Here is a 23,697-nt window from a genome sequence, read left to right on the forward strand (position 1 = left end):
ATTAATATCCTAGCTTGTCAGGGTAGAACGAGAGAGGCGGGTGGTTGGCCTTCCACGTTTTTGCGAGGTCTTTCGCTATTTCTATTTGTGCTTTTGACATGTTTTTTTCTATATCGGGGAAGGTGTCATTGACGTCTCGTATTACATTGCCTCCGCCATTAAGTTCCAGCAGGTTTGACAGTAAAGCATGTGATTTTATCGGGTCGAATACGAAGCCGTATTTTGAGTTCTCTTCGCCTATGTAGGATGCATATCCAAATACACCTTCTACGAAGCTCGACTCAGCTGCTTTTTCGTTCCAGCTTCTGAACGAGGCTAAATCTTTTTTTTCGATCATGATCGCGGCTAACCCCATCATCGCAGGTGGGTAACCATTTTCCGCAGAGGCCTTCATCCATCGTTCGATAGCTTGGTTGCGCCTAGAGGGTAGTAAAAATGAACCACTTCCTTCCTGGTATTTAGTCGCCAGACGGAACTGTGCAAATGCGAATCCGTTCTCTGCTGATTTCTCCAACCAGTCATCGTTCCCTGTCATTTCATATAACAGGTACATTGATTCGCTATCTCCCTGCGTTGATCGTTGAGTTGCAAGGCTTTTAGCTTTGATTACCCAACTGCTAGGAGATTCTTCACCCGGTGGACAGTTTTTCATGGTTGAACACAAGTCGTCTCCAATTCTCCCGAGGCGAATCATAGAGTAGATATTCCCCTTTCTTGCGGAACTTTCATATGCTTTTTTAGCTTCCGGAGTCATGAAGCGGTTGTTTTTTCTTAATGCCTCACCCAGATAATAAAGTGCTTCATCATCACCGCCTTCGGCCGCTATTTTGAGTGGTTCGATTGCAGAAATAGCCTTGTATTGATTGTAAAGTTCAATACCTTTTTTTTTGGCTTCTTCTTGCTGCTGGGTGAGAGCGGCATTCGCAGTGTTGCAGAGCAATATGAAGAAAATACAAAGAGAGGTGTTGAATAATTTTATAAATTTCAATTTGGTTTGCTCGCTGGAGCTGAGTATCTTGCTGACGATTTTGGTATGTAGCTGTTTTCGTGCTTACACAGTATTTTTCTAAAATGCGTTCCTTTGGCGCAATAAAGACTTTTTTGTCAAAATCCATATTTTCCGGGATAAAAGGATAGAGGTGGATGTGTGCTTTTCCACTGCTGAGCGAATACCTTGGCTTCTATTAGCTGCTCAGCACTCATTTTTTCAGCAATTTCCGGCAGAACTTCATCTACGTAAGGCTGTATGTTTCCACCGCCATCGAGTTCCTTCAGTAACGATGTCAGTGCGTAGCCTTTTACTAGGTCAAGCGGGAAGTCATATAAAGAAGGGGCATGAGCAAGATAAGCTCCGTAGCTACTAACGCCAGACTCATACCCCGTTTTTGCCGCCTCTTCTATCCAATGTCGGGCTACCCCGATATCGCCGCCGTTTTCATAAAGAAATGCGGAGTATTCAAGCATTCCTGCGGGAAAACCATTTTCAGCTGATGCTTTTAACCAACGTCCGACTTCTTCCGTTCGTTTCCAAGGCAGAAAAAATTTTTCACCTTCTTTGTAGCGATTTGCCAAAAGCCACTGCCCTCTGGCGAAGTTAGCTGTTGCGGATTTTTCCAGCCACTCTAATTTCCCAGAAGACAGATATTTAATATACATCGCCTCACCGTCACCATCGTCTGACTTTCGTACGGTCTCTTTATTTAATAATTCTAACCAGTCGGCGCGTTTTTTCGAGCCTTGAGGACAATTATTCATGACCTCGCATAAGTCATTGTTTGATGTCGCAAGTCTTAACATTGCGTACAAATCGCCTTGCAAAGCAGCAGATTCATACCATTTTTGAGCCTCGGAAGTAATGTATTGTTTTTGCTGTCGAAGTTCTTCCGCTAAATAATATTGCGCCTCGGCGTCTCCTGCTTCTGCAGCAATTTTTAATTCTGCGGCTGCGGGTTTGTATTGGTTATAAAGTACCAATCCTCTCTCTTTTGCCTCTTTTTGTGATGAAGAAAGATCGGCATGCACTTGGCTGCATAATGTCAGGGTAAATAATCCTGCGCACAATATGGATTTGATTGACATAAGTAATCTTCTCTTTAATTCTTTGGGCCAACATAAGTAGCTTGACCGCTCGGCAGGAATGTATTGCCATAATATTTTATTCGCTTGCAATATCCATCCAGGCGTGCGCCAAGCACCTCAACGTGCTTTTTGTATCGACTGCGCATTCTGTCATTATCTACGCTAACTAGTCTTAGGACGGCTTCAGACATGAAGTTATCAATTCCTAGTCTATTTTCACAATAAGTTTGCTCAGGGTCGCTGGCGTCTTTTGTCCCAAAGCGATTCATGCTCATGCACGCCTCTTCAAATTGTGCTTGTGCAAGGGGGATTGTTCCCTGTGTTTCAGCTTGGCGAACAATCAGTCCAAGTATGCGCTCAATAGCTTGCTGTTGGATTAAGTGGCATTGGGCTTTTGAGTATTCCTTTTCCGCAGGTTTAATATCAGTCTCCTGCATCCCATACTCTCTAATCTTAAATGAGCTGGCCTCAGAGGTTAGTGTCATGAGCATTGGGCCAAGCGCACCAGGGGTTGCTGCTAATATCCATTGTTCAAGCTCAGTTTGATTGCGATAGTTCATGATCGTATGTGCAATCGTCGCCCCTCTGCCACCGCCAGTTAACGCCTCGTATAAGGACATCACCATGTCCACGCCTTGCATATAAAACATCGCAACTTCCATGCCTGCAGCGCCAAGGAAGTTAAGCTTGTCTATGTAATCAGCTGCATCATCGGTTACAAAAATTAGCGTTTTATCCTGGTTTTTGTGGATTTCTCGACGCACGAGATTAATCAGGTCAGTAACCCCGTCATAACCGACTTCGAACTGGAATTCGCCTCCCGCTCCCGCACCGACAATTAGTGATGCCTTGAACCGCATAATGAAGCGGCCTTCGTGCAAAGAAATGCCGATGTCTGCATTCGTGCCTAGCCCGTATGCGGCGGTAAAACCAGCAGTAAGTTTGGCAAGACTGGACCATTGGCTGGCCTTTGTGCTGTTGACACTGTTACCCATTCCGGGTGTTGGCGCGGTGCGCAGGGCTGCTATGTCTTTCGGTGGTGCCCAGTTCAAAGCGCCGGTCAGCAGGATCCCTGCTTGCACTCCCGCGAAGAGGTTAAATTTAGCTTTGGCGCCGTCCTCTACTCGAATTTTGGCGGCATTGCCTTCCAGCACCGGTTCGCTTCTCGCAGTTCCAGCGGTTGAATTTGTCGCTTCTGGACGTTCTGCGTCGGTGATTTCCGGAAGGTTAAGGCCGCCTTGTACGTTTGCACGTCCCAACTGAACGCTGGAGGAAAGAAGGAGAGTGGCACCCGTGTATCCCCACGCTCTGGCGCCCAGGTGGATGGAGAACCGACCGAGATTCAGGTTTTTGCGATTTTTGTCGTAGTCGAGGTAAGGAATCAGGATGTCTTTGGCCTGATCTCTGCCCGGAAGATCCATTTTCATCAGTTCGACTTCGCCACGTGCGAGGTCAATGGCCAGGCTTGCTTCAGCCTTGGCGGAAGCTTTGAAGTTATCCGCGACACTGAATGTCGGGCCGTTTATTTTAGCGCCAGTGTGGATTGATGACTGCGGCGGTGTGAGGCAACGCACGAGTTGCGCTTGGGGGCTATTGTCGAACAGGCGCAACGAGCTTCTGACTTCTTCTTTGAAGAGCAACTGACGAAGACGAAGTCCCCAGTCCTTGCGGGCTCCTGCATCCTCAAAGGTTTCGACCTTGTAGTTTTTCGACTTCAGGTAAGAATGGAACAGCTCTACATCAAACCAGCCTTTCTCATCAAACCAGTCACTCTGCTGATCTTTGATGGCTAGTGCACCTTCCGCTCGCAGCCACTCATGGAAAGGATTGTCGTCAGTGTCCGATGTTGCTTTTCCGTTGCTGTTTCCCGGAAGTTTCTTCAAGTCCTTGCTTGCTTTGGCGCCGATTTCACTCGCGTCCTTTTTCAGTACCTTTGTGATGCCCTCCAGATTGAGCAGACTCAGGTGTTTAACGGGACTGTTGGGACTATTGAAAAGTGCAACTTCGCGCAAAGGAAATTCTGCTTTGACCAAGCGCTCTTCCGGTTTTGGTTGAAACTGCTCTGGTTCCCACAGGAGATGTCGTAATGGCAGGGCTGCAGCAACCGCCGCTTCAGCGTCTTCGCGGAGTTTAAGGCGATCTTGTTGGATGCGCTGCCACTCTGCTTGCTCCGCTTCCACGATTCCTGTGGGGGGCGCGACGTTTTGGCCGCTGGCGTCAATCCAGGCTTTATATTTCGTGCGGATCTGCTCGGTGAGCTTGATCTGTTGCTGCTCCATCTCGAGATATGCTTTGAACTTCTCGACACCTGCGCTGATGTCACCCGTCTCAGGAATGAGCGCAAACTCCGGTAGGGCCAATCCGTAGTCGGCAACTTTCAAAATCGCATCGATATAAGCAGAGAAGTCTTTTTCGACTTTTTTGCGCTCGTTAGCGACTTCCTTTAAATAACCACACATCCGGGCTTTGCCATCGATTACGCAGTTTGTGGCGTCCAGATAAGCCTTTTTGTCTTTCTGAAAGTCTGCCTCCTTCAGAGTCGTCAACTTGCCACTCTTCGTGAGCGCAGCGCGGGCTTTCAAGTAAGTCTGCACGCGATTTCTTGCTTCGATCGCCCCCGGGGAAAACAGGTTGCCGCTCTCGTAGGTGTAGCCAGCAATTTTTGCCTGTGCAACTGCAATCGCTTTCAGCTTCTTCCATTCGTTGTAGAGGCGCTGCAGTTTCTGGCCGTCAGAGTTGGCTTCAAGCAGGCTCGCTTGCTGTTGATTGGCAAGCTCCCGATTGCGAGCGTATTCGCTTTGGTCTGGCAGTTTGTCCAAAGCAGCGGAGTTCCGGGCCTCTCGGCTGACAGCCTTCAATCGCATAGCCATGGTGGGCTGCGCGATATCGGGTTCCTGAGCCTCGATTTCGAGCATTCGGCTTTTTTGCTCGCCTTGCAGGAAATTACTCAGTTTGGGCTCCAGAAAGTACTCTAGAAGCCCTGCGGTGTTCATTCCCTTGAGTCGTTCTTCCGGAGACTTGCTGGCGCTGATGTGTTGCTCGAGTTCATTCATCGCCTCTTTGATCGAGCTGGCCGCTCGCTTAGGCAACAGGTAGAACATTTTTTCCTTGGTGGCGTAAATCACTTCGCCATATTCCGTCGAGCAGGCCGCCTTCACTTCGTCGAACGCGTTAGAGCAACTGTCAGGCGCCTCAGGCTGGGGATCAAGTTCCAAAGCAGGCTTGCTTTCGACCGGTACCGCTGAAGTCGACGCGTTCGCACGTGGTCCGTTGAGATCTACCTCGGGTGCTTCTGAAATTTCAGTTTCCATTTCGCTTCCATTCATTCTTTACGGACGGGCTCATCAAGCAGCGCTGTTAGCGAGTTGCTGCAACTGCTGCACTTTGATGAACGACTCTTCCCTTGATTGCAGGATGGCCATTGCCTGTGGCTGCGTTTCGAGCAGCGGGCCGTTGGTGATTTGGCCCAGTTTCAGTAAATGACGACCTTCGTAAATGTTGTGGGCAACCAGCACATTGAGGTTTTCCACGAGGTTGGGCAGTTGTTCGTCGGTAGGTTCACCGTAGGCAGAGTATTGCTCGTCTGCCCAGTAAACCCATCCAAGATGCTCCTGAACCTTTGGCGCTGCTGGTGGCAGGTTGAACGCTGAGACGTCGCCCAGCCATTCAAGTTCCGAAAGGGCTCGCCAACTGAGCCAGCGACCGCGATTGCGCCCGAAGTGAACCGGTGCCGGGCTGTATACGTGTTGCCAAGGGCCGTAGAGCTGATGCGAACTTTCACCGGCGGTGTAGGCCAGCGCGGCCCACAGACTTGGCTTGTGATAACTCAACAGACTTTGACCGCCGGAGCCATCGTTGGCACGCAGGAGCCAGCGGGCGTGTGCAAGTGCTTTGACTGGATCTGCTGTGGTGAGGGCGATGCCGGCAAAGTTCTCTTCGCAGAGACTTGCCGCTTCTGCAGCGAGACGACTGCCCCACGGTGCGACTAGCCAGAGAGGGCCGTCAGCGGCGATTTCGGCGAAGTCGGTGTTGAGGAACAGGCCTTGAGTGTCGACGGGTTCGCCGACCCGGTAGAGGCGGCTCATGGCTTCTGGCTGACGGATGCGATCAATGATGAAACACAGGCTCAGGTCGGAGCTTTCTTTCGGCAAACCCTCGAAGGCGTAGCGCGGCGCTTCGAGGAGGGCGCTCAGTGCTTTTACATGCATGTGCAATCCTTACGGCTGCAAGCGCCGTTGCTTTGTTTGCCGCACAACGGCGTGATACCGGACTCGTTGAGGCGTTTGGGCAGCGGGATGAGCACTTTGCCCGCCTTATCCACATCCGCCACTTTCATCGGCCCTGGCAGCAACGGCGCGGCCGGCGTACCTACACCCGGTGCACCGCCGGTATTGACCTTCACCTCGGCACCGCTGATGGTCACGCCACCGGCGTCGACCTTGACGAAGCTGCCGCCGGCTTTGGCGGTCAGTTCCATTGCGCCTTCGACGACGACTTTCTGGCCGGCGTAGTAATGGATTTCGCTGCCGGCTTCGACGAATTGCGCTGTGCCTACTTTGAGGTGCTGGGTGACTGCGACGGTCAGGTGATCATCTGCGCGCATTTCACTGACACGATTCAAATGGGTGATGCGGTGCTCTTCGACTTTGAATTCGCTGTAGGTGTTGGCCTCAACCGTGTCATGCCGCTCATTGCCCACGCGGATCTTCTGGTCGTGCTCGATGTTCTCGTCCCAATCCCGCTGCGCATGGATGTAGATCTGCTCCACACCCTTTTTGTCTTCAATCCGAAACTCGTTGTAGCCCTTGCCGCCCGGGGAGCTGAGGGTTTTGAAGGTGCTGCGGGTCTTGTTTGCCGGCAGGTCGTAGGGGACGACGTTTTCCTTGTGGTACAGGCAGCCGGTGACGAGTGGCTGGTCGGGGTCGCCTTCGAGGAAGGTGACGAGGACTTCCATGCCGATGCGCGGGATGGCGATGCCGCCGTAGGCGGCGCCGGCCCAGCCGCTGGCGACGCGCAGCCAGCAGGTGGTTTTGTCGTCGGACTGGCCGTCGCGGTCCCAGTGGAACTGGACTTTGATGCGGCCGTACTGGTCGCAGTGGATCTCTTCGCCGGCCGGGCCGGTGACGATGGCGGTCTGGCTGCCGAGGACTTTGGGTTTCGGGTGTTCGAGGGCAGGGCGGTAGTGCGCATCCCACGGGGTGGCGAGGAAGCTGTTGCGGTAGCCCTGGTGGAAATCGCTTTTGTTGTCGGTGACGTCGCTGGTGACGTTTTCACCGAGCACTTGCGGTTGTTTGCCTTCGTGGAAGACTTCCAGCAGCAGCCACAAGTCGTTCCATTCAGCGCGCGGGTGTTCGGCCAAGGTCAGGAAGTGGCCGCTGGTCAGGGTCGGTTCGTCACCTTTGCCTTCGGCGAGTTTGTAGTCGCTGCGATGACGTTCGAGGGCGCGGGTCGAGAGGAATTTGCCGCGCTCGCGGGTGGTGAAACGACCGGGGTAATCGTAGTCCTCAAGATCCGGGGCGAACTCGGATTTGACCGCGCCTTCGGGCAGGATCTTCGGTTTTTCGAAGTCGTAGTCGCGGCGGCTGACGCGCGTGGTGCGGGTTTCCAGGCGCAGGTTGAAGCGCTTGATCACCGGTTTATCGGCGCTCATGCCGGAGTCTTGCTGGTAGCTCACGGCCTTGAGTTTGCGGAACACCGTCTGATCGTCGCCGAACACCAGTTTGTGCCCGCTGCTGCTGTGCTGGAAGTGGAAGTGAATGCCTTCCTCTTCGCACAGGCGCTGGATGAAATGCAGGTCGGACTCGTCGTACTGCACGCAGTAATCGCGCTGCGGGTACTCAGCGTTGAGCTGGAAGCTGTAGGCGTCGGCCAGAATGCCGCGATCTTCCAGCACCTGGGCGATGATCTTCGGCACCGTGAGGTTCTGGAAAATCTGCTGGTCATGGTTGTGCCGCAGATAGGCCAGCTGCGGCACCAGGCTGATGCTGTAACGGGTCAGGGTTTTGCCGGAATCGCCTTGTTCGATGCGATACACCAGGCCATGAATCTTGCCTTCGCCGGTGGCACCGAAGGTCAGGACGCCGGGCTTGTGCAGCAGCTCTTCGAGTTTGAGGTCGGGGCGGGCGCTGACCAGTTCGAGGTCGAAACGGAAAGGCTCGTTGAGGGCTTCGCGACCGGTGAAGCTGAGCACTTGCAGGTCGGCGGAGGCGCCTTCGAGGGTAAGGGTAATGTGGGTAGCGTTGGCGTCCAGCATGCCTTGAATTCCGTCCATTGAATAAGCAGGTGACGGATGATGGAGGATTAGACCGCCTCGTTCAAGGCGCAAATGCCGTAGGGAAGGGACCCGCAGGGTATAGGGAAAACCCCTATGACGGCGTTTAAACCCAATGAAACCGGGGGCTTCGCAGTCGTGAGCCCTTGGTCAGCGCATGATTTGAGCCAATCGCAGGCCGAAGAATCGCCAGTCAGTTTCAGACTAAAGTCGCCTTCAACCCGTAAAAGCCATCTGCCATCATTGCAACTCACCCCTGCGTGTCCACTTCTTCCCGGCTGTTTTTGACCCGGGACGGGAGCTATTTTTCTGGCTGACTGCGCCCCGGCGCAAACGCTGTACTGTTGGAGTTTTTCATGCGTCCCCCATTCCCTCTCATCACCCCGCGCCAGTCGTTTGGCTTCGGAGCCGTTGTGCTGTGCGCCGGTTTTGTCGCGCAGGTTCAGGCCAGCGGTTTTCTCGAAGACACCACGGCGAAAATCGAATCGCGCACGGTGTACTTCAACCGCGACTTCCGTGATGGGCATACCTCCAGCGATCAGGGCGCTTCCAAGCGTGAAGAGTCGGCGCAAGGTTTTATTCTGAATCTGCAATCGGGTTACACCGAGGGCACGGTCGGCTTCGGTATCGATGCGCTGGGCATGCTCGGGTTTCAGCTCGACTCCAGCCCCGATCGCAGCAACAGCGGCTTGCTGCCGTCCAGTGGCGAGAACCCGCGCGGCTCGAAGGGTCAGTACGCAAAAATGGGCCTGACCGCCAAGGTCAAGGTCTCGGACACGGTGTTGAAGTACGGCGCACTGCTGCCGGATCTGCCACTGCTCAAGTACAACGACGGCCGCTTGCTGCCGACCATGTTCAACGGTGCGATGCTGACCTCCAAAGAAGTGAAGGATCTGACCTTCATGGCCGCGCGTCTGGACAAGTACACCGCGCGTGATTCCACGGATTCGCAAGACATCCGCGTGCACTGTAAGAACAAGCGCTACGCCTGCAACACCACCGCCGATCATTTCGACATGTACGGCATCGATTACAAGATCAACGATCGCCTGACCGCGCAGTATTACTACGCCGAGCTGGAAGACATCTACCGCCAGCACTTCATTGGCTTGCTCGGCAACCAACCGCTGGGTGACGGTGTGCTGAAGGCCGATCTGCGTTTGCTGAAAAGTGCCGACAGCGGTGATGCCAAAGCCGGCTCCATCGACAACCGCGCCTTGAGCGGCATGCTCTCGTACGGCATCAGCGGCCACACCTTCAGTGCCGGCTGGCAGCGCATGAACGGCGACAACTCGATGCCGTACCTCGATGGCAGCAATCCGTATCTGGTCAACTACGTGCAGGTCAACGACTTCGCCGCGGCGCAGGAGCGTTCCTGGCAGTTGCGTTACGACTATGACTTCAAGGCCATCGGCATCAACGGTTTGAGCTTCCTGACCCGCTATGTCAACGGTGATCACATCAAGGTCCCGGGCAGCGATCAGGAAGGCAAAGAGTGGGAACGCGACAGCGAGTTGAAGTACGTGATCCAGACAGGCACGTTCAAGGATGTCAGCCTGCGCCTGCGCAATGCGACTTACCGCACCAACTATGAAAAGTTTGCCCGGGATGTGGATGAGACCCGGTTGATTGTGAGTTACAACTTTTCGGTGTTGTAACCCTGAGAACTATGGCGCCTGGATGACCGCTATCGCGAGCAGGCTCACTCCTACAAAGGGATTTAGGTAGACGGCGATAGCGTGTTCGCCATCGATCCCTTGTAGGAGTGAGCCTGCTCGCGATTGGGCCTGATAGTCATCCCTACAACCAATGCCAGAACCGGCTCCAGAAGCCGCGATTCAGATCCTCTTTGCACCCGGCATACTGCCGCGCATACACGTCGGAGCGCGCCTGCACTTTGCGCGCAGTCGGCATCAGCCAGGCCTTGCTGGCGTAGGTCTTGTTGCGGAAACCGCCCCAGCCTTCGTGGTAGTTCAGGTACTGGTTATAGGCGTCGTACTTGTACACGCCGTTGATCGAGGTGGTCTTGTCCATGTACCAGCCGACGAAATCGATGGCGTCATCGAAGTCTTCGCGGTCGGCCCAGTTGCGCCCGGTACTCTTCTGATAATCGGCCCAGACTTCATCCTTGGCCTGGGCATAGCCCGAGGCAGTCGTCACCCGGCCCCACGGGATTACCCACAACAGGTATTTGCGCGGCGTCTTGGCGTCGTAGCGGTAGCCGGACTCCTGATACATGATCGCGAAGGGCACCTGGATCGGCACGCCCCAACGCTTTTGCGTGACTTGCGCCGCATCGTACCAGTCGCTTTTCTCGCGGAAGATCTCGCAAATGTCTTCCGGCGAACGCGGCGGCGAGGTGCCGCAGCCGCTGAGTAATCCCGCCAGTATCAAAAGTCCCGCCATCCGCCCCGACATCAAACCGTCATCCCCATGCGCGCAAAAAGGCCGACAGTCTACGCGCTCAGCTCAACTGGTGACGATAGGGCAAATCCGGACCGGTCTTGCTGCACGTAAGGGCGGCCGCCTGTACGGCAAACCTGAGCATCGCGTCGATCTGCTCGCGGCTGAGCTGTCGCACGCCCTCAACCGAGTCCATACCTTGTTCGGTCAGCCAGGTGATCAGCGCCGCTTGAAAGGTATCGCCGGCGCCGACGGTATCCGCGATCTTCACCGAGCACGCTGGCACCGACCACGAACCGTGGGCGCGGCTGAATACGGTGGCGCCTTCGCCGCCACGGGTGAGGAACACCAACTGGCAGCGATGCTGCAGCCAGCCTTCGATCACGCGTTTTGGGTCCTGCTCGGGATACAACAGGCTGAGGTCTTCGTCGCTGACCTTGATCATGTCGGCCAGTTGCACCAGGGTCGCCACGCGCTCGCGCCACAGGTCGATGTTCGGTTCCGGGTTGAGGCGCACGTTGGGGTCGAGGGTGATCAGGCGCTTGCCGCTTTCGCGCTGCACCAGGGTCAGCAGGGTGTCGGCGATCGGTTGCACCACCAGCGAGAACGAGCCGATGTGCAGACCACGCACTTCAGGGCCGAGCTGGGGCAGGTGGGTGAGGCTTAATTGGCGATCAGCGCAGCCCTCGCCGCGAAAACTATAATGCGGCGAGCCATTGGCGCCGACCGCGACCATCGCCAGCGTGGTTGGCGCGGCGAAGTCGATCAGGTAGTCCGCACGCACGCCTTCATCCTGCAACACCTGCTGCAAGCGTCGGCCGAGATAGTCGGTGGACAGCCCGGCAAACAACGCCGAATCCACACCCAAGCGGCGCAAGCCGACCGCGACGTTGAACGGCGAGCCGCCGGCAATCGCCTTGAAATTCACTTTCGAAGCCAGACCGCTGGCATCGTCTTCGCTGAAGAAATCGAACAGGGCTTCGCCACACACCAAATACATAATTGTTTGCTCTTTATAGGGTTGCGACATGCTGTTGATAGCGTTCATAGGCCTGCTGGAACGCCGCGACATTGGCGGCAACCGGCAGGGTTTCACTGTGCAGATCGAGCTTCACGCAGCGCTGGCACAGATCGGCCAAAGTGTCTTCGTGGCCGTTCGACCATGACTTGCACCACGCCGCCTGAATCGCCGCGCCAAGGGCTGCGGCTTCGCTGTGTTCGGTGCAGATCACCGGGGTATTCATGATGTCGGCGACGATCTGCCGCCACACCGCGCTTTTCGAACCGCCGCCGATCAGGCAAATGCTGCGGCTTTGTAAACCATTGTGGCGCAACAGATCCAGTCCATAACGCAAACCGAAGGTGGTGCCTTCAACTACCGCGCGACACAGGTTGGCCTGGGTCAGGTTGCTCAAGGTCAGGCCGTGCAGGCTGCCGGTGGCATGGGGCAGGGCGGGGACGCGCTCGCCGTTGAGAAATGGCAGCATGCTCACGCCTTCGGCACCGATCGGCGCCTCGGCCACGAGGTCATTGAACTGCTGGAGATCGAGGTCGAACAGTTCGCGGATCGCACCGGTGGCGTTGGTCAGGTTCATGGTGCAGATCAGCGGCAGCCAGCCGCCGCTGGACGAACAGAAGGTCGCGACCGAAGCGTCAGCGCTGACTTTTGGCGCCTCGGCGTAGGCGTACACCGTGCCGGAGGAACCGAGGCTCATGGTGATCGCTCCCGGCTGAATGTTGCCGGTGCCGATGGCGCCCATCATGTTGTCGCCACCGCCGCTGGCGACCAGCGCATTAGGGTTAAGGCCGAGCTGTTCGGCAATCGCCGGCAGCAGGGTGCCGACCGCCTGATGTGCGTCGATCAGCTCCGGCAACGCGGCTTGCAGGCGACCCGTGGTGTCGATGTCGCGCAGCAGTTGTAAATCCCACTGGCGACTGCGCACGTTGAAATAGCCGGTGCCAGAGGCGTCGCCGTACTCGCTGCAGGCGCGGCCGGTGAGCCAGAAGTTCAGATAATCGTGGGGCAGCAGGATGCGTGCGATGCGCGAGAACACCTCAGGATGCTGTTCTTTGGTCCAGAGCAGTTTCGACACGGTGTAGCCCGGCGCGATGACCACCCCGAGGCGCTCCAGAGAGCCTTTTTCACCGCCGAGGTGTTTGAGCAGACGGTCGTTTTCGTCAGTGGTTTCGGTGTCGCACCACAGCTTGGCCGGGCGCAGCACCTGGCCCTGATCGTCGAGCAGCACCAGACCGTGTTGCTGGCCGGAAACGCCGATGCCGAGGATCGCCTGACCGTCAACATTGGCTGCGAGCAAGGCGCGGCGGGTGGCGAGGGCGAAGGCGTCCAGCCACTGTTGGGTGTCCTGCTCGCGCCGGCCGTTGGCACCGCTGATCATCGTGTGCGTGGCCGCGCCTTCGCCGAGCACCTGACCGCTGCTGGCATCGAGGATGATCGCCTTGGTGCCCTGGGTGCCGCAGTCGATGCCGAGGAAGAGTTGTCGGGTGGTCACAGTGAGGTCCTCAGGATGTCAGGTTTGCCAGGGTGAGGCTGCCATTCGCGAGCAAGCCCGCTCCCACAGGGGAACGCGTTTCAAAATGTGGGAGCGGGCTTGCTCGCGAAGGCGTCTGTAGAGTCACCGCATCACTCAGCCAGAACCCGCTCCAAAGTGCGCGTCACACCCACCTCACGCAAGCTGTTGCAGCACCACTCGAACGCCGCCACAAACGCCGCCGAACGCGGAATCGCCGTGCCGAAGATCTCCTCGACCGCCAACAACCGCTGGGTGATCAACGCATCGTCCGCCACCAGTCCCTGACAGAATTCCGCCCGTGGATCAGGGATCGAATAGGTATCGCCATTCTCATCCACGCCCTTCAAATACAACGCCCAGGCCGCCACCACCAACGCTGCGCGCTTGGTCTCCTGGCCATCGGCAATCAAGCGATTGATCGTCGGGATGGTGAACTTGGGAAACTTCGACGAGCCATCCGAGCACACCCGTTCCAGCTGATCGGCAATCGCCTGATTGGAAAAGCGCGCCACCAGCGTGTTCTTGTAGTCGGTCAGATCGATGCCCGGCACCGGCGCCAGTTGCGGGGTGACGTCGAGGTCCATGTAGGCGCGCATGTAACGCACGAACAGCGGGTCGTTCATGGTTTCGTGAACGAAGCGATAGCCCTTCAAAAAGCCCAAATACGTCAGCGCCAGATGGCTGCCGTTGAGCAGTTTGATCTTCATTTCTTCGTAGGGCGAAACGTCATCGGTGAACTGCACGCCGACCTGTTCCCAGGCCGGGCGACCGTTGACGAATTTATCTTCCAGCACCCATTGTACAAACGGCTCACAGACCACCGGCCAGGCATCGTCGACCGCGTGTTTGTCGGCCAGTTGCAGGCGATGCGCGGTGCTGGTCATCGGTGTGATGCGATCGACCATGGCGTTGGGGAAACTGACGTTCTGCGCGATCCAGTCGCGCAGCCCCGGGTCACGCAGGGTGGCGAAGGCGAGCAGCGCCTTGCGGGTCACCGCGCCGTTATGCGGCAGGTTATCGCAGGACATGATCGTGAACGCCGGTATGCCCGCGCCACGGCGTTTTTCCAGCGCCGCGCAGAGGAAACCGAACACGGTTTTCGGCGCCTGCGGATGTGCCAGATCGTGTTGAATCTGCGGCAGGTGCGCCATGAATTCGCCGTTGCTGTCGTCGATGCAGTAGCCGCCTTCGGTGATGGTCAGCGAGACAATGCGGATCTGCGGATCGGCGAGTTTGTCGATCAGCGCCTGCGCGCCATCTTCGGCCAGGAGCATGTCGCGGATCGCACCGATCACCCGCACTTCGGTGTCATGGCTGTCGCCGAGTTCGAACAGGGTAAACAGGTAATCCTGCTCTTTGAGGTCGTCACGGGCGCGGCGGTCTTCCGCGCGCAGGCCGACGCCGCAGATTGCCCAGTCCAGCGCCTGACCAGTGTTCATCAGTGCGTCGGTGTAATACGCCTGATGCGCACGATGGAAACCGCCGACGCCAATGTGCGCGATGCCGTGACGGGTGTCGCCGAGGCTGTAGGCCGGCAGTTGCACCTCGGGCGCGAGGCGGTGCAGGTTTTGTTCATTCAGTTTCATCGGGCAGGTCTCGAAATTCAGGCCGCGGCGCGAAGCGGGCGGGTCAGCGCCACGCCATCGGCGTCGAACAGGTGGCAATGGCTGGCGTCCAGGTGCAGGTTCAGTTGCTCGCCGTAGCGGCTCGCCAGGTCACCGCGCACGCGCATGGTCAGGGCTTCGCCGGCGCTGGTGGTGACGTGGCAGAAGGTGTCGCTGCCCAGGCGTTCGCTGACGTCGGCGGTGACTTGCAGGGTGCAGTCGCCCGGTTGTGCCAGCTCCAGATGTTCCGGGCGAATGCCCAGGGTCACCGCGCTTCCGACGCTCAGGTTGGCGGCGTTGAACGGCAATGTGATGCGCGTACCGGCGTCCAGCGAGACTTCGCAGCTCTGGCCGTCGATGCGGGCGATCTTGCCCTTGAGGAAACCCATTTTCGGCGTGCCGAGGAACCCGGCGACGAACAGGTTGGCCGGGTTGTGATAGAGGTCCAGCGGCGAGCCGACCTGCTCGATTTTGCCGCCGTTGAGCACCACGACTTTGTCGGCCATGGTCATGGCTTCGACCTGATCGTGGGTCACGTAGATCATCGTGGCTTGCAGGTCCTTGTGCAGACGTAGCAGCTCCAGACGCATCTGCACCCGCAGCGCGGCGTCGAGGTTGGACAGCGGTTCGTCGAACAGGAAGATCTTCGGATTGCGCACGATCGCCCGGCCGATGGCGACCCGTTGCCGTTGGCCGCCGGACAGCTGTTTGGGCTTGCGCTCGAGCATCGGCCCGAGTTCGAGAATGCGCGCCGCTTCGCCGACCTTTTTCTCGACTTCGGCTTTCGGTACACCGGCCAGATCGAGGGCGAACGACATGTTTTTCTTCACGGTCATGTGCGGGTACAGCGCGTAGGTCTGGAACACCATCGCCAGATCGCGCTTGGCCGGGCTGACTTCGGTGATGTCGCGGCCATCAAGTTCGATGGTGCCGCCGCTGACTTCTTCCAGCCCGGCGATCAGTCGTAGCAAGGTGGATTTGCCGCAGCCGGACGGGCCGACGAAGACCACGAACTCCTTGTCATTCACCTCAAGGTCGATGCCCTTGATGATGGAGAAACCTTCGAAGCCTTTTTGCAGATTCTTGATTTTCAGGTTGGCCATGGTGATGGGCCTCCGCTTAAGTTAATTCAATGGCGCAGGGCATGCTTTTGGTGGGAGCGGGCTTGCTCGCGAAGGGGCCGTGTCAGTCACCATCATTGTTGGATGACCCACCGCTTTCGCGAGCAAGCCCGCTCCCACAGGGGAAGGTGTTGGTTCAGGAATATTCATTTCACGGCACCGAACGACAGGCCGCGCACCAGTTGCTTCTGGCTGATCCAGCCGAAGATCAGGATCGGCGCGCAGGCCAGGGTCGAGACCGCTGACAACTTGGCCCAGAACAAGCCTTCAGGGCTTGAATACGAGGCGATCAGCGCGGTCAGCGGCGCGGCTTTCGACGAGGTCAGGTTCAGCGACCAGAACGCTTCGTTCCAGCACAGGATCAGCGACAGCAACACGGTCGAGGCGAGGCCGCCCTTGGCGATCGGCAGCAGCACGCGGACCATTTCCTGCCACAGGGTGGCGCCGTCGAGGCGGGCGGCTTCGAGGATGTCTTTGGGGATGTCCTTGAAGTAGGTGTAAATCATCCACACCACAATCGGCAGGTTGATCAGGGTGTAGATCCCGATCAACGCGATGCGCGTGTCGAGCAGGCCGAAACTCTTGGCCAGCAGGTAGATCGGCATCAGTACGCCCACCGGCGGCAGCATCTTGGTCGAGAGCATCCACAGCAGCGTGCCTTTGGTGCGCTGGGTTTCGTAGAACGCCATCGAATAGGCGGCGGGCACCGCGATCACCAGGCACAGCGCCGTGGCACTGAAGGAAATCACCACCGAGTTCCAGGCAAAACTGAAGTAGTCGCTGCGTTCGTTGATGTGCAGATAGTTCTCCAGCGTCGGCGTGAAGATGAACTGCGGCGGCGTGGCAAAGGCGTCGATTTCGGTCTTGAAACTGGTCATCACCATCCAGAAGATCGGGAAGAAAATCACGATCGCGATGGCCCAGGCCAGGGTGCCGAGCAGCAGGCTTTGCAGCCGGCGGGATTGTTGAAGAGTCATGGCAGGCCTCAGGCTTTGTCAGTCAGGTTTTTGCCGATCATCCGCACCAGAATGATCGCGGCGATGTTGGCGATGACCACGGCAATCAAGCCGCCCGCCGAGGCCATGCCGACGTCGAACTGCACCAGCGCCTGGTTGTAGATCAGGTAGGCTAGGTTGGTCGAGGCGTAGCCGGGGCCGCCGTTGGTGGTGGTGAAAATCTCGGCGAACACCGACAGCAGGAAGATCGTTTCGATCATCACCACCACGGCAATCGGCCGCGCCAGGTGCGGCAGGGTCAGGTGCCAGAAGATCGCGACGGGGCCGGCACCATCGAGACGCGCGGCTTCCTTCTGTTCCTGGTCGAGGGACTGCATGGCGGTCATCAGGATCAGGATCGCGAAGGGTAGCCATTGCCACGAAACAATGATGATGATCGACAGCAGCGGGTAATGCGCCAGCCAGTCCACCGGCTCGGCGCCGAACAGCCGCCAGACGTAGGCGAGAATCCCCGACACCGGATGGAAAATCAGGTTCTTCCAGATCAGCGCACCGACGGTGGGCATGATGAAGAACGGCGAGATCAGCATCACCCGCACGATGCCGCGTCCGAGAAATTCGCTGGCCTCAAGCAACGCGCTGATCAACACCCCGAACACCACGCTGATCAACAGCACGCTGCCCACCAGCAACAGGGTGTTGGTGGCACCGGGCAGGAACCCGGAGTCGGTCAGAAAGTAAGTGAAGTTCTCCAGCCCGACGAATTCGTTGACGCCCGGATCGAGCAGGTTGTAGCGAATCATCGAGAAGTAAATGGTCATGCCCAACGGCACGATCATCCACAGCAGCAACAGGGCCACCGAAGGGCTGACCAGAAACCAGCCGGGATTGCGTACGCGGACTTTGCGCTGGGGTTGCGACAAGTCGAGGTGGGCTTTGGCAGTTGAAGTATTCATGGTGATCACAACCGAGTCATACAGACCTATGGAGATCTAATGTAGGAGTGAGCCTGCTCGCGATAGCGGTGTGTCAGCCACCAATGGGGTTTGATGGAAAACCGCCATCGCGAGCAGGCTCACTCCTACAAAAGGCAGGAGCGAGCAGTGTGGTTACTTGGGATAACCGGCGCGCTTCATCTCGCGTTCGGTGGTTTGCTGCGCGGCGGTCAGGGCCTGATCCACCGTGGTCTGGCCGATCAGCGCTGCCGAGAACAGCTTGCCGACCTGGGTGCCCACGCCCTGGAATTCAGGAATGGTCACCAGCTGAATGCCGATGTAAGGCACCGGTTTCAGCGTCGGTTTGCTCGGATCCGCCGCTTTCAGCGATTCCAGCGTGACCTTGGCGAACGGCGCGGCGCTCATGTAAGCATCGCTGTAGGTTGAGGCGCGGGTGCCCGGCGGCACGTTGGCGATGCCGTCGGTCTTGGCCACCAGTTCCCCATATTCTTTGGAGGTGGCCCAGGCGCTGAACGCTTTGGCGGCGTCCTTGGCCTTGGAACTGGTCGGAATCGCCAGTGCCCACGAATACAGCCACGCCGATCCTTTATCGGTGACCTGATGCGGGGCGAAGGTGAAGCCGACGTGATCGGCGACCTTGCTCTGGGTCTTGTCGGTGACGAACGAGCCGGCGACGGAAGCGTCAACCCAGATCGCGCATTTGCCGCTGTTGAACAGCGCGAGGTTTTCGTTGAAACCGTTACTGGAGGCGCCCGGCGGGCCGGATTTCTTCATGGTGTCGACGTAGAAATTCAGCGCGTTTTTCCATTCCGGGCCGGTGAATTCCGGCTGCCATTTCTCATCGAACCAGCGCGCGCCGTAAGCATTGGCGACGGTGGTGATCAACGCCATGTTCTCTCCCCAGCCGGCCTTGCCGCGCAGGCAGATGCCGTACTGTTCTTTGTCTTTATTAGTGAGTTTTTCTGCGAAACCGGCGATCTGTTCCCAGGTCGGGCGCTCGGGCATGCTCAGGCCGGCGTCCTTGAACAGGTCGGTGCGGTAATAGGTGATCGAGCTTTCGGCGTAGAACGGCAGGGCATACAGCGAACCCTTGACCGACAGGCCTTCGCGCACCGACGGGAACACATCGTCGAGGGCGTAAGAAGCCGGCAGATCCTTCATCGGTTCGAGCCAGCCCTTGGCGCCCCAGAGTGCCGCTTCGTACATGCCGATGGTCAACACATCGAACTGTCCGCCCTGAGTGGCGATGTCGGTAGTCAGGCGCTGACGCAGGACGTTCTCTTCCAGCACCACCCAGTTGAGCTTGATCTCCGGATGCTCGGACTCGAAAGTTTTCGAGAGCTTCTGCATGCGGATCATGTCGCTGTTGTTGACGGTGGCGATGGTCAGGGTCTGGGCGCCAAGGCTGACGCTGCTGAGGGTCATGCAGGTGAGGGCTAGCAGAGCTTTTGCAGTGGGTTGCATCGTGCACTCCTTTTCTGCGTCCGTTGGGAGGCAGAAGGACAGTTATTGTTTTTGTGTCTTCCGGTGCAGGAAGAATGTGCGCTGATTACAGCCCTCAATCGACGGACTGACAAATCATCCGTCGCACTCAAATCAATACTTTTTTGCACTGGTGTTTGTTGCGGTAGACGCAGGGAAGGGCTTTTCAGTGGGGAGGGGCTATTGAATCAGTACAGGTTTCATCGCATAAGATGCTTTTTGTGGGAGCGGGCTTGCTCGCGAAAGCGCTGTGTCAGTTTGCCGATCAGTTGACTGATACCCCGCTTTCGCGAGCAGGCTCACTCCTACAGGGGGCGGTGGTATCAGCCGAGGTTTTGTTCGGTCAGGCGCTGTACAGCGAGGCGTCGATAGTGCGACGGCGTCATGCCCTTGAGTTGCTGGAAGCGCCGATTGAAGTTGGAAATGTTGTTGAAGCCCGACTCGAAACACACCTCGGTCACCGGTTTGTCGCCGTCAGCGAGCAGTTCGCAGGATTTACTGATGCGCAGGCGATTGACGAACTCGATGAAGTTGCGCCCGGTGGCCTGTTTGAACACGCGGCTGAAATAGGTCGGCTTCATCCCCAGATGCTCGGCGACTTCTTCCAGAGTCAATTCGCGGGCGTAGTGGTCGAAGATGAAGTCGACCGCGCGGTTGGTGCGGTCGATGTTGTGCTCGTCGGCCAGTTGCGTGTTAGTGGCGCCGGAGAGCAATTGATAATCGTCAGTCGCCGCCAGCAGCTCCATCAAAATGAAAAAGTGTCCGAGACGGGTAACGCCGCGCGTGTCGGCAATTCGCTGCATCAACGTCATGGCCTGACGGATCGTATCCTTGTCGCGAAATTCGATGCCATATTGCGCACGCTCCAGTAGCGGCGCCAGGGTCTTGAGTTCGGCGAACACCTGGTGCCCGCTGTCGAACAACTCATCGGTGAAGTTCACCAGCATGTCGCGCTTTTCCACCACTTCGTCTTCGGCCACCTGGCTGATCCAGTTGTGCGGCAGATTGGGCCCGGTGAGGAATAGTGTTTGCGGATAAAAGTTGCCGATGTAGTCGCCGATGAAGACCTTGCCGGAACTGGCGACGATCAGGTGCAGTTCGTATTCCTTGTGAAAATGCCAGCGCACTAACGGGCAAGGAAAACCATGCTGACGGTAGATGATGGACAACCCGTTATGGTCGTCCATCAGTTCGTAGGAGGGATCAGTGATTCTGGTTGCCCGAGTCATGTCCGATGCGTCTTGTTGTGGTGTTCAGGCGCCCATCATGCACGCGCGTCACGGACAGTTCCAGCGCCTCAGCCCCGGGCCTTGCGTAGACCCTTGGACTGGTTGACCTGCTGGCAATGGCTGATCAATGGAGTGCCACCGATGAAGTCGGCATTGATAATGCTGCACTTCGGCGCCCATTCCGAGTCTGGGGCGAACCAATGATCGAGTTCGTTGGTGATCCGCTTGACGCCGGCCAGTTCGCCGTAGCTGGTGGCCGACAACGACCAGAGGCTGCCGTATGCCGGCGGGTTGGCCAGGGTTCGGGTGATGTGTTGCTTGAGTTGCTCTGGCGAGGTGATGTCCGACCCGCTCCATTCATGGCGGATTTTCGGCCAGTACAGGGGCGAATTGAAATCCGGGTGCGAGTTGCTTGCCAACACCACGCGTTGTAGCGAACTGGCCCTTTTAAGTTGTTCAAGGGTCAGATGACTGTTGTTTCGGGGGATAAGCCGCGAAGCCAGTTCCGTAGTGATGACTTCATGGAAACCTTTGTAATCGAATGGCTGATCGTTGGTGCCCTTGAGTTCATGTAAGTCCAATACGATGAATTCGTTCGGATTTTCATTGAGGAAAAAATTGAGACTTTTTACCAACTCGCTCAAGGAGCGTCCCTGGAGCAGTTTCACGCCATGAAAGGTATGAAACTTCCTGATGCCCAGCCAGTGTTCATCGGCATGCAGACGCAAGTCGAAGGCGCGCACGCCTTCATTAAGTTGCTGAATGAACGGACCGTCCTGACAGACAAACCAGTTCTGGGCGGGTTGGAGATAAGCCGGGTACGGAAAATCAAAATCCAGCCCGGAATTATGCGCGCCGGGCCAGACCACTTCGCCAAGGGTCAGTCGGTCCATATCCGGTGTAGCCGCCATCCAGTTTTTGAAAGGGTAATTACTCATGGTGCATTCCGTTGCAGATAAAGTTTAATTTCCGACCAGTCAACTTGTTTGGTCAGTTCGGAAGTTATTCTTTGGTGCAAATGGAAAAAGTACAAGCCAGCACTCTTTGCAAAGTATTGGCAATGTGATTTTGCACTTTAATTATCAACTTTTCTGGTTCTTTGCTTCGATCCACTGCGCCATGTATTGGGTGCTTTTATGCAAGTGGTGACGCAACATGCTGCCAGTAAAGTTGGCGCGACGTAATGCTGACAAGTTGTCGCGGCAATGTTGCAGGCGAGCGATCAGCGCCGGGCCGTGATCATTCTGCCGATAGCGCGCATTCAACAACGCGACGCCGGCCTGCTGTGCATCAGTCCAGCGCAATCTGTCTTCGTGCAGCGCCACAGCGGCGTCGGCCAGGGCCTGGGCCGACTGAGCCACCGCACCGGGCCAGGGCAATGCGCCGCCCATGCCTTCGGCGCCGATGGGCGTCGTGACGTTGGGCGTGCCGCAGAGCATTGCATCGACGATCTTGCCCTTGATCCCAGCGCCGAAACGCAAAGGCGCCAGGCAAACCCGGGCTTGCGACATCACTTGCAGCGCATCTTCTGCCCAGTTCATCACATGAAACCCCTGCGCCGCGTTGTGCAGGGCTGTGGCCTTGGGCGGCGTATAGGCACCGTAGATATGCAGTTGGGCGCCGGGCAATTGCTGGCGGATCAGCGGCCAGATGGCGGTCTTCATCCACAGCACGGCGTCCCAGTTGGGCGCGTGACGGAAGTTGCCAATACTCAGAAAGTGCGCCCGCTCTTCAAAGGGGACGAACGAATCGCGCGGTGGTTCGAGCATCAGCGGGCACCAGTGCAGCAGCTCGCCAGGGACTTGAAACTGTTCGACCAGCAACTGAATTTCAACTTCGGAAATCATCAGATTCAGATCGCAGCGATACAACGCGGCGATTTCCCGTTTGGCCAGGTCCGTATCGGCCATCAACTCGAACTCTTCGCGCAGCGCCGGCGCGAACAGTGCGCTGAAGTCCTGATTGTCCGGGTCGTCTTTCAAGCGCTCCTTGAGCCGTTGGTGGCGGGCGTGGCGCAGGCTCTGCAGGTCGGACGTCTCCAGTACGCGCAAGGCATTCGGGCATTGCTTTTCGACGCGCCAGCCGAACTGCTCTTCCATCATGAACTGGTCGAACAGCACGATATCCGGGGCCAGTTCACTGATGAAACTATCGAAGCTGCTGTTGTTCAGTTCGATCGGCACTTCGCGGATGCCCAGCGCGGTCAGGTCAGCCTTGTGCTCGCCCGGGCCGGCCGGGCTGCTGAAGGTGATGTCCCAGCCTTGCTGCAAAAACGTCTCGAGGATCTGCATCACATGCCCGCTGGCTGCCGAAGAGCGCGGTTCGGGCCAGACGTAACCGATGACCAGAACTTTGGTGGCGGGTGATGCATTCATTGACGGGTAATCCTTGCAGGCAGGCGGCTGAAAATGGCGCGCAATTAGAGCACATCTGCAGCCGCTGCCGGATCAAGGCCAATCACTTGGTCAGAATGCCCTTGACCTTGTCACGCAGTTGATTGATCGAGAAGGGTTTGCCGATCACGTGCATGCCGGCGGGAACGTCGATGTTTTCGGCGTAACCGCTGGCGAACAGAACGGGCAGGGTGGAGCGCAGTTCACGTGCCTTGCCGGCCAGTTCACTGCCTGTCATGCCCGGCAGGCCGTAGTCAGTCATCATCAAGTCGATAGCCTTGCTCTGATCCCCGAGAATCTCCAGCGCAGACTCGCCGTCATCGGCCTCCAACACACTGAATTCCAGCTCCTCGAGCACATCGACGATGAGCATGCGTACGATGTCGTCGTCTTCTACTACAAGGATGGTGGACGCTGGGGTGGACATAGGGATAGCTCTCAAGAAATGAAATCGGAACGGCGACCGGTCGAAAATGCCGGGCTCTTGCATGAGTAAGTGGCGCATAGCCACAAGTTCCCGAGCGGATACGAAAAAGATTAGCTGCAAATCGGGGCGGCAAGGATACCCGTTGCCTGATCGGGAAGTGCAGCAAATGTAGGAAATTGCCATCATGGCGGTGAGAAAAATGGATCCATAGTACCGTTTTGGGGCAAACTCCCGGGTTTCGACAG

18 protein-coding genes are annotated in these 23,697 nt (G+C 57.1%); 1 reads left to right on the forward strand and 17 read right to left on the reverse strand.

Features of this window, described 5'->3' with window-relative positions; translation table 11 throughout:
• Position 1: 1 nt before the first annotated feature.
• The 5 genes from LVD08_RS03470 to LVD08_RS03490 form a co-directional block, all read right to left on the reverse strand.
• Entirely contained in the window at positions 2–988 is a 987-nt protein-coding gene (locus LVD08_RS03470) for a tetratricopeptide repeat protein (RefSeq protein ID WP_247267404.1), read from the reverse strand.
• A gap of 116 nt (positions 989–1,104) precedes the next feature.
• Complete coding sequence (locus tag LVD08_RS03475; protein WP_183779994.1) at positions 1,105–2,079, reverse strand: tetratricopeptide repeat protein; 975 nt, start codon at positions 2,077–2,079, stop codon at positions 1,105–1,107.
• A gap of 14 nt (positions 2,080–2,093) precedes the next feature.
• On the reverse strand, positions 2,094–5,390 hold the full coding sequence (locus tag LVD08_RS03480) for a hypothetical protein (protein WP_247267405.1): 3,297 nt from the start codon (positions 5,388–5,390) through the stop codon (positions 2,094–2,096).
• A 33-nt stretch (positions 5,391–5,423) separates the two neighbouring features.
• A complete protein-coding gene (locus LVD08_RS03485) occupies positions 5,424–6,287 on the reverse strand; it encodes a DUF4123 domain-containing protein (RefSeq protein WP_247267406.1) in 864 nt (287 codons plus the stop codon).
• Positions 6,278–8,332: a type VI secretion system Vgr family protein gene (locus LVD08_RS03490; RefSeq protein WP_247267407.1), complete on the reverse strand. Its 2,055-nt coding sequence runs from the start codon at positions 8,330–8,332 to the stop codon at positions 6,278–6,280. Before LVD08_RS03490 ends, LVD08_RS03485 begins: the two co-directional genes overlap by 10 nt.
• 374 nt (positions 8,333–8,706) lie before the next feature.
• Between LVD08_RS03490 and LVD08_RS03495 the strand changes: the two genes are divergently transcribed.
• Positions 8,707–10,008 carry an OprD family porin gene (locus tag LVD08_RS03495; protein ID WP_247267408.1) on the forward strand — a complete coding sequence of 434 codons (1,302 nt, stop codon included), beginning with the start codon at positions 8,707–8,709 and terminating at the stop codon, positions 10,006–10,008.
• Between the two features lie 142 nt (positions 10,009–10,150).
• Here LVD08_RS03495 and LVD08_RS03500 read toward each other — a convergent pair whose 3' ends face one another.
• The 12 genes from LVD08_RS03500 to LVD08_RS03555 all read right to left on the reverse strand — a co-directional run bounded on the left by LVD08_RS03500 (position 10,151) and on the right by LVD08_RS03555 (position 23,452).
• Positions 10,151–10,756: a transglycosylase SLT domain-containing protein gene (locus LVD08_RS03500; protein WP_431061421.1), complete on the reverse strand. Its 606-nt coding sequence runs from the start codon at positions 10,754–10,756 to the stop codon at positions 10,151–10,153.
• A 58-nt stretch (positions 10,757–10,814) separates the two neighbouring features.
• On the reverse strand, positions 10,815–11,753 hold the full coding sequence (locus LVD08_RS03505; RefSeq protein ID WP_247267410.1) for a carbohydrate kinase family protein: 939 nt from the start codon (positions 11,751–11,753) through the stop codon (positions 10,815–10,817).
• Positions 11,754–11,766: 13 nt separating this feature from the next.
• Entirely contained in the window at positions 11,767–13,263 is a 1,497-nt protein-coding gene (gene xylB / locus LVD08_RS03510; protein ID WP_247267411.1) for a xylulokinase, read from the reverse strand.
• A 131-nt stretch (positions 13,264–13,394) separates the two neighbouring features.
• Positions 13,395–14,870, reverse strand: a complete 1,476-nt coding sequence (locus tag LVD08_RS03515) for a mannitol dehydrogenase family protein (protein ID WP_247267412.1) — start codon at positions 14,868–14,870, stop codon at positions 13,395–13,397.
• A gap of 17 nt (positions 14,871–14,887) precedes the next feature.
• A complete protein-coding gene (locus tag LVD08_RS03520) occupies positions 14,888–15,991 on the reverse strand; it encodes an ABC transporter ATP-binding protein (protein WP_247267413.1) in 1,104 nt (367 codons plus the stop codon).
• Positions 15,992–16,155: 164 nt separating this feature from the next.
• Positions 16,156–16,986: a carbohydrate ABC transporter permease gene (locus LVD08_RS03525; protein WP_247267414.1), complete on the reverse strand. Its 831-nt coding sequence runs from the start codon at positions 16,984–16,986 to the stop codon at positions 16,156–16,158.
• A gap of 8 nt (positions 16,987–16,994) precedes the next feature.
• The gene (locus LVD08_RS03530; RefSeq protein ID WP_003225141.1) at positions 16,995–17,921 is read right to left on the reverse strand and encodes a carbohydrate ABC transporter permease; all 927 of its coding nucleotides are present in this window, start codon (positions 17,919–17,921) and stop codon (positions 16,995–16,997) included.
• 153 nt (positions 17,922–18,074) lie between these two features.
• Positions 18,075–19,385 carry an ABC transporter substrate-binding protein gene (locus tag LVD08_RS03535; RefSeq protein ID WP_103367022.1) on the reverse strand — a complete coding sequence of 437 codons (1,311 nt, stop codon included), beginning with the start codon at positions 19,383–19,385 and terminating at the stop codon, positions 18,075–18,077.
• 341 nt (positions 19,386–19,726) lie between these two features.
• A complete protein-coding gene (locus LVD08_RS03540) occupies positions 19,727–20,632 on the reverse strand; it encodes an AraC family transcriptional regulator (protein ID WP_247267415.1) in 906 nt (301 codons plus the stop codon).
• Positions 20,633–20,700: 68 nt separating this feature from the next.
• Positions 20,701–21,570, reverse strand: coding sequence for a phosphatidylinositol-specific phospholipase C domain-containing protein (locus LVD08_RS03545; protein WP_247267416.1), 870 nt, complete (start codon positions 21,568–21,570; stop codon positions 20,701–20,703).
• A 144-nt stretch (positions 21,571–21,714) separates the two neighbouring features.
• Entirely contained in the window at positions 21,715–23,007 is a 1,293-nt protein-coding gene (locus LVD08_RS03550; RefSeq protein ID WP_247267417.1) for a glycosyltransferase, read from the reverse strand.
• An 82-nt stretch (positions 23,008–23,089) separates the two neighbouring features.
• Positions 23,090–23,452, reverse strand: a complete 363-nt coding sequence (locus LVD08_RS03555) for a response regulator (RefSeq protein WP_247267418.1) — start codon at positions 23,450–23,452, stop codon at positions 23,090–23,092.
• Positions 23,453–23,697: the final 245 nt, after the last annotated feature.

Origin of the sequence: Pseudomonas sp. YL2 (assembly GCF_023063025.1) — a bacterium.
Lineage (GTDB): Bacteria > Pseudomonadota > Gammaproteobacteria > Pseudomonadales > Pseudomonadaceae > Aquipseudomonas > Aquipseudomonas putida_A.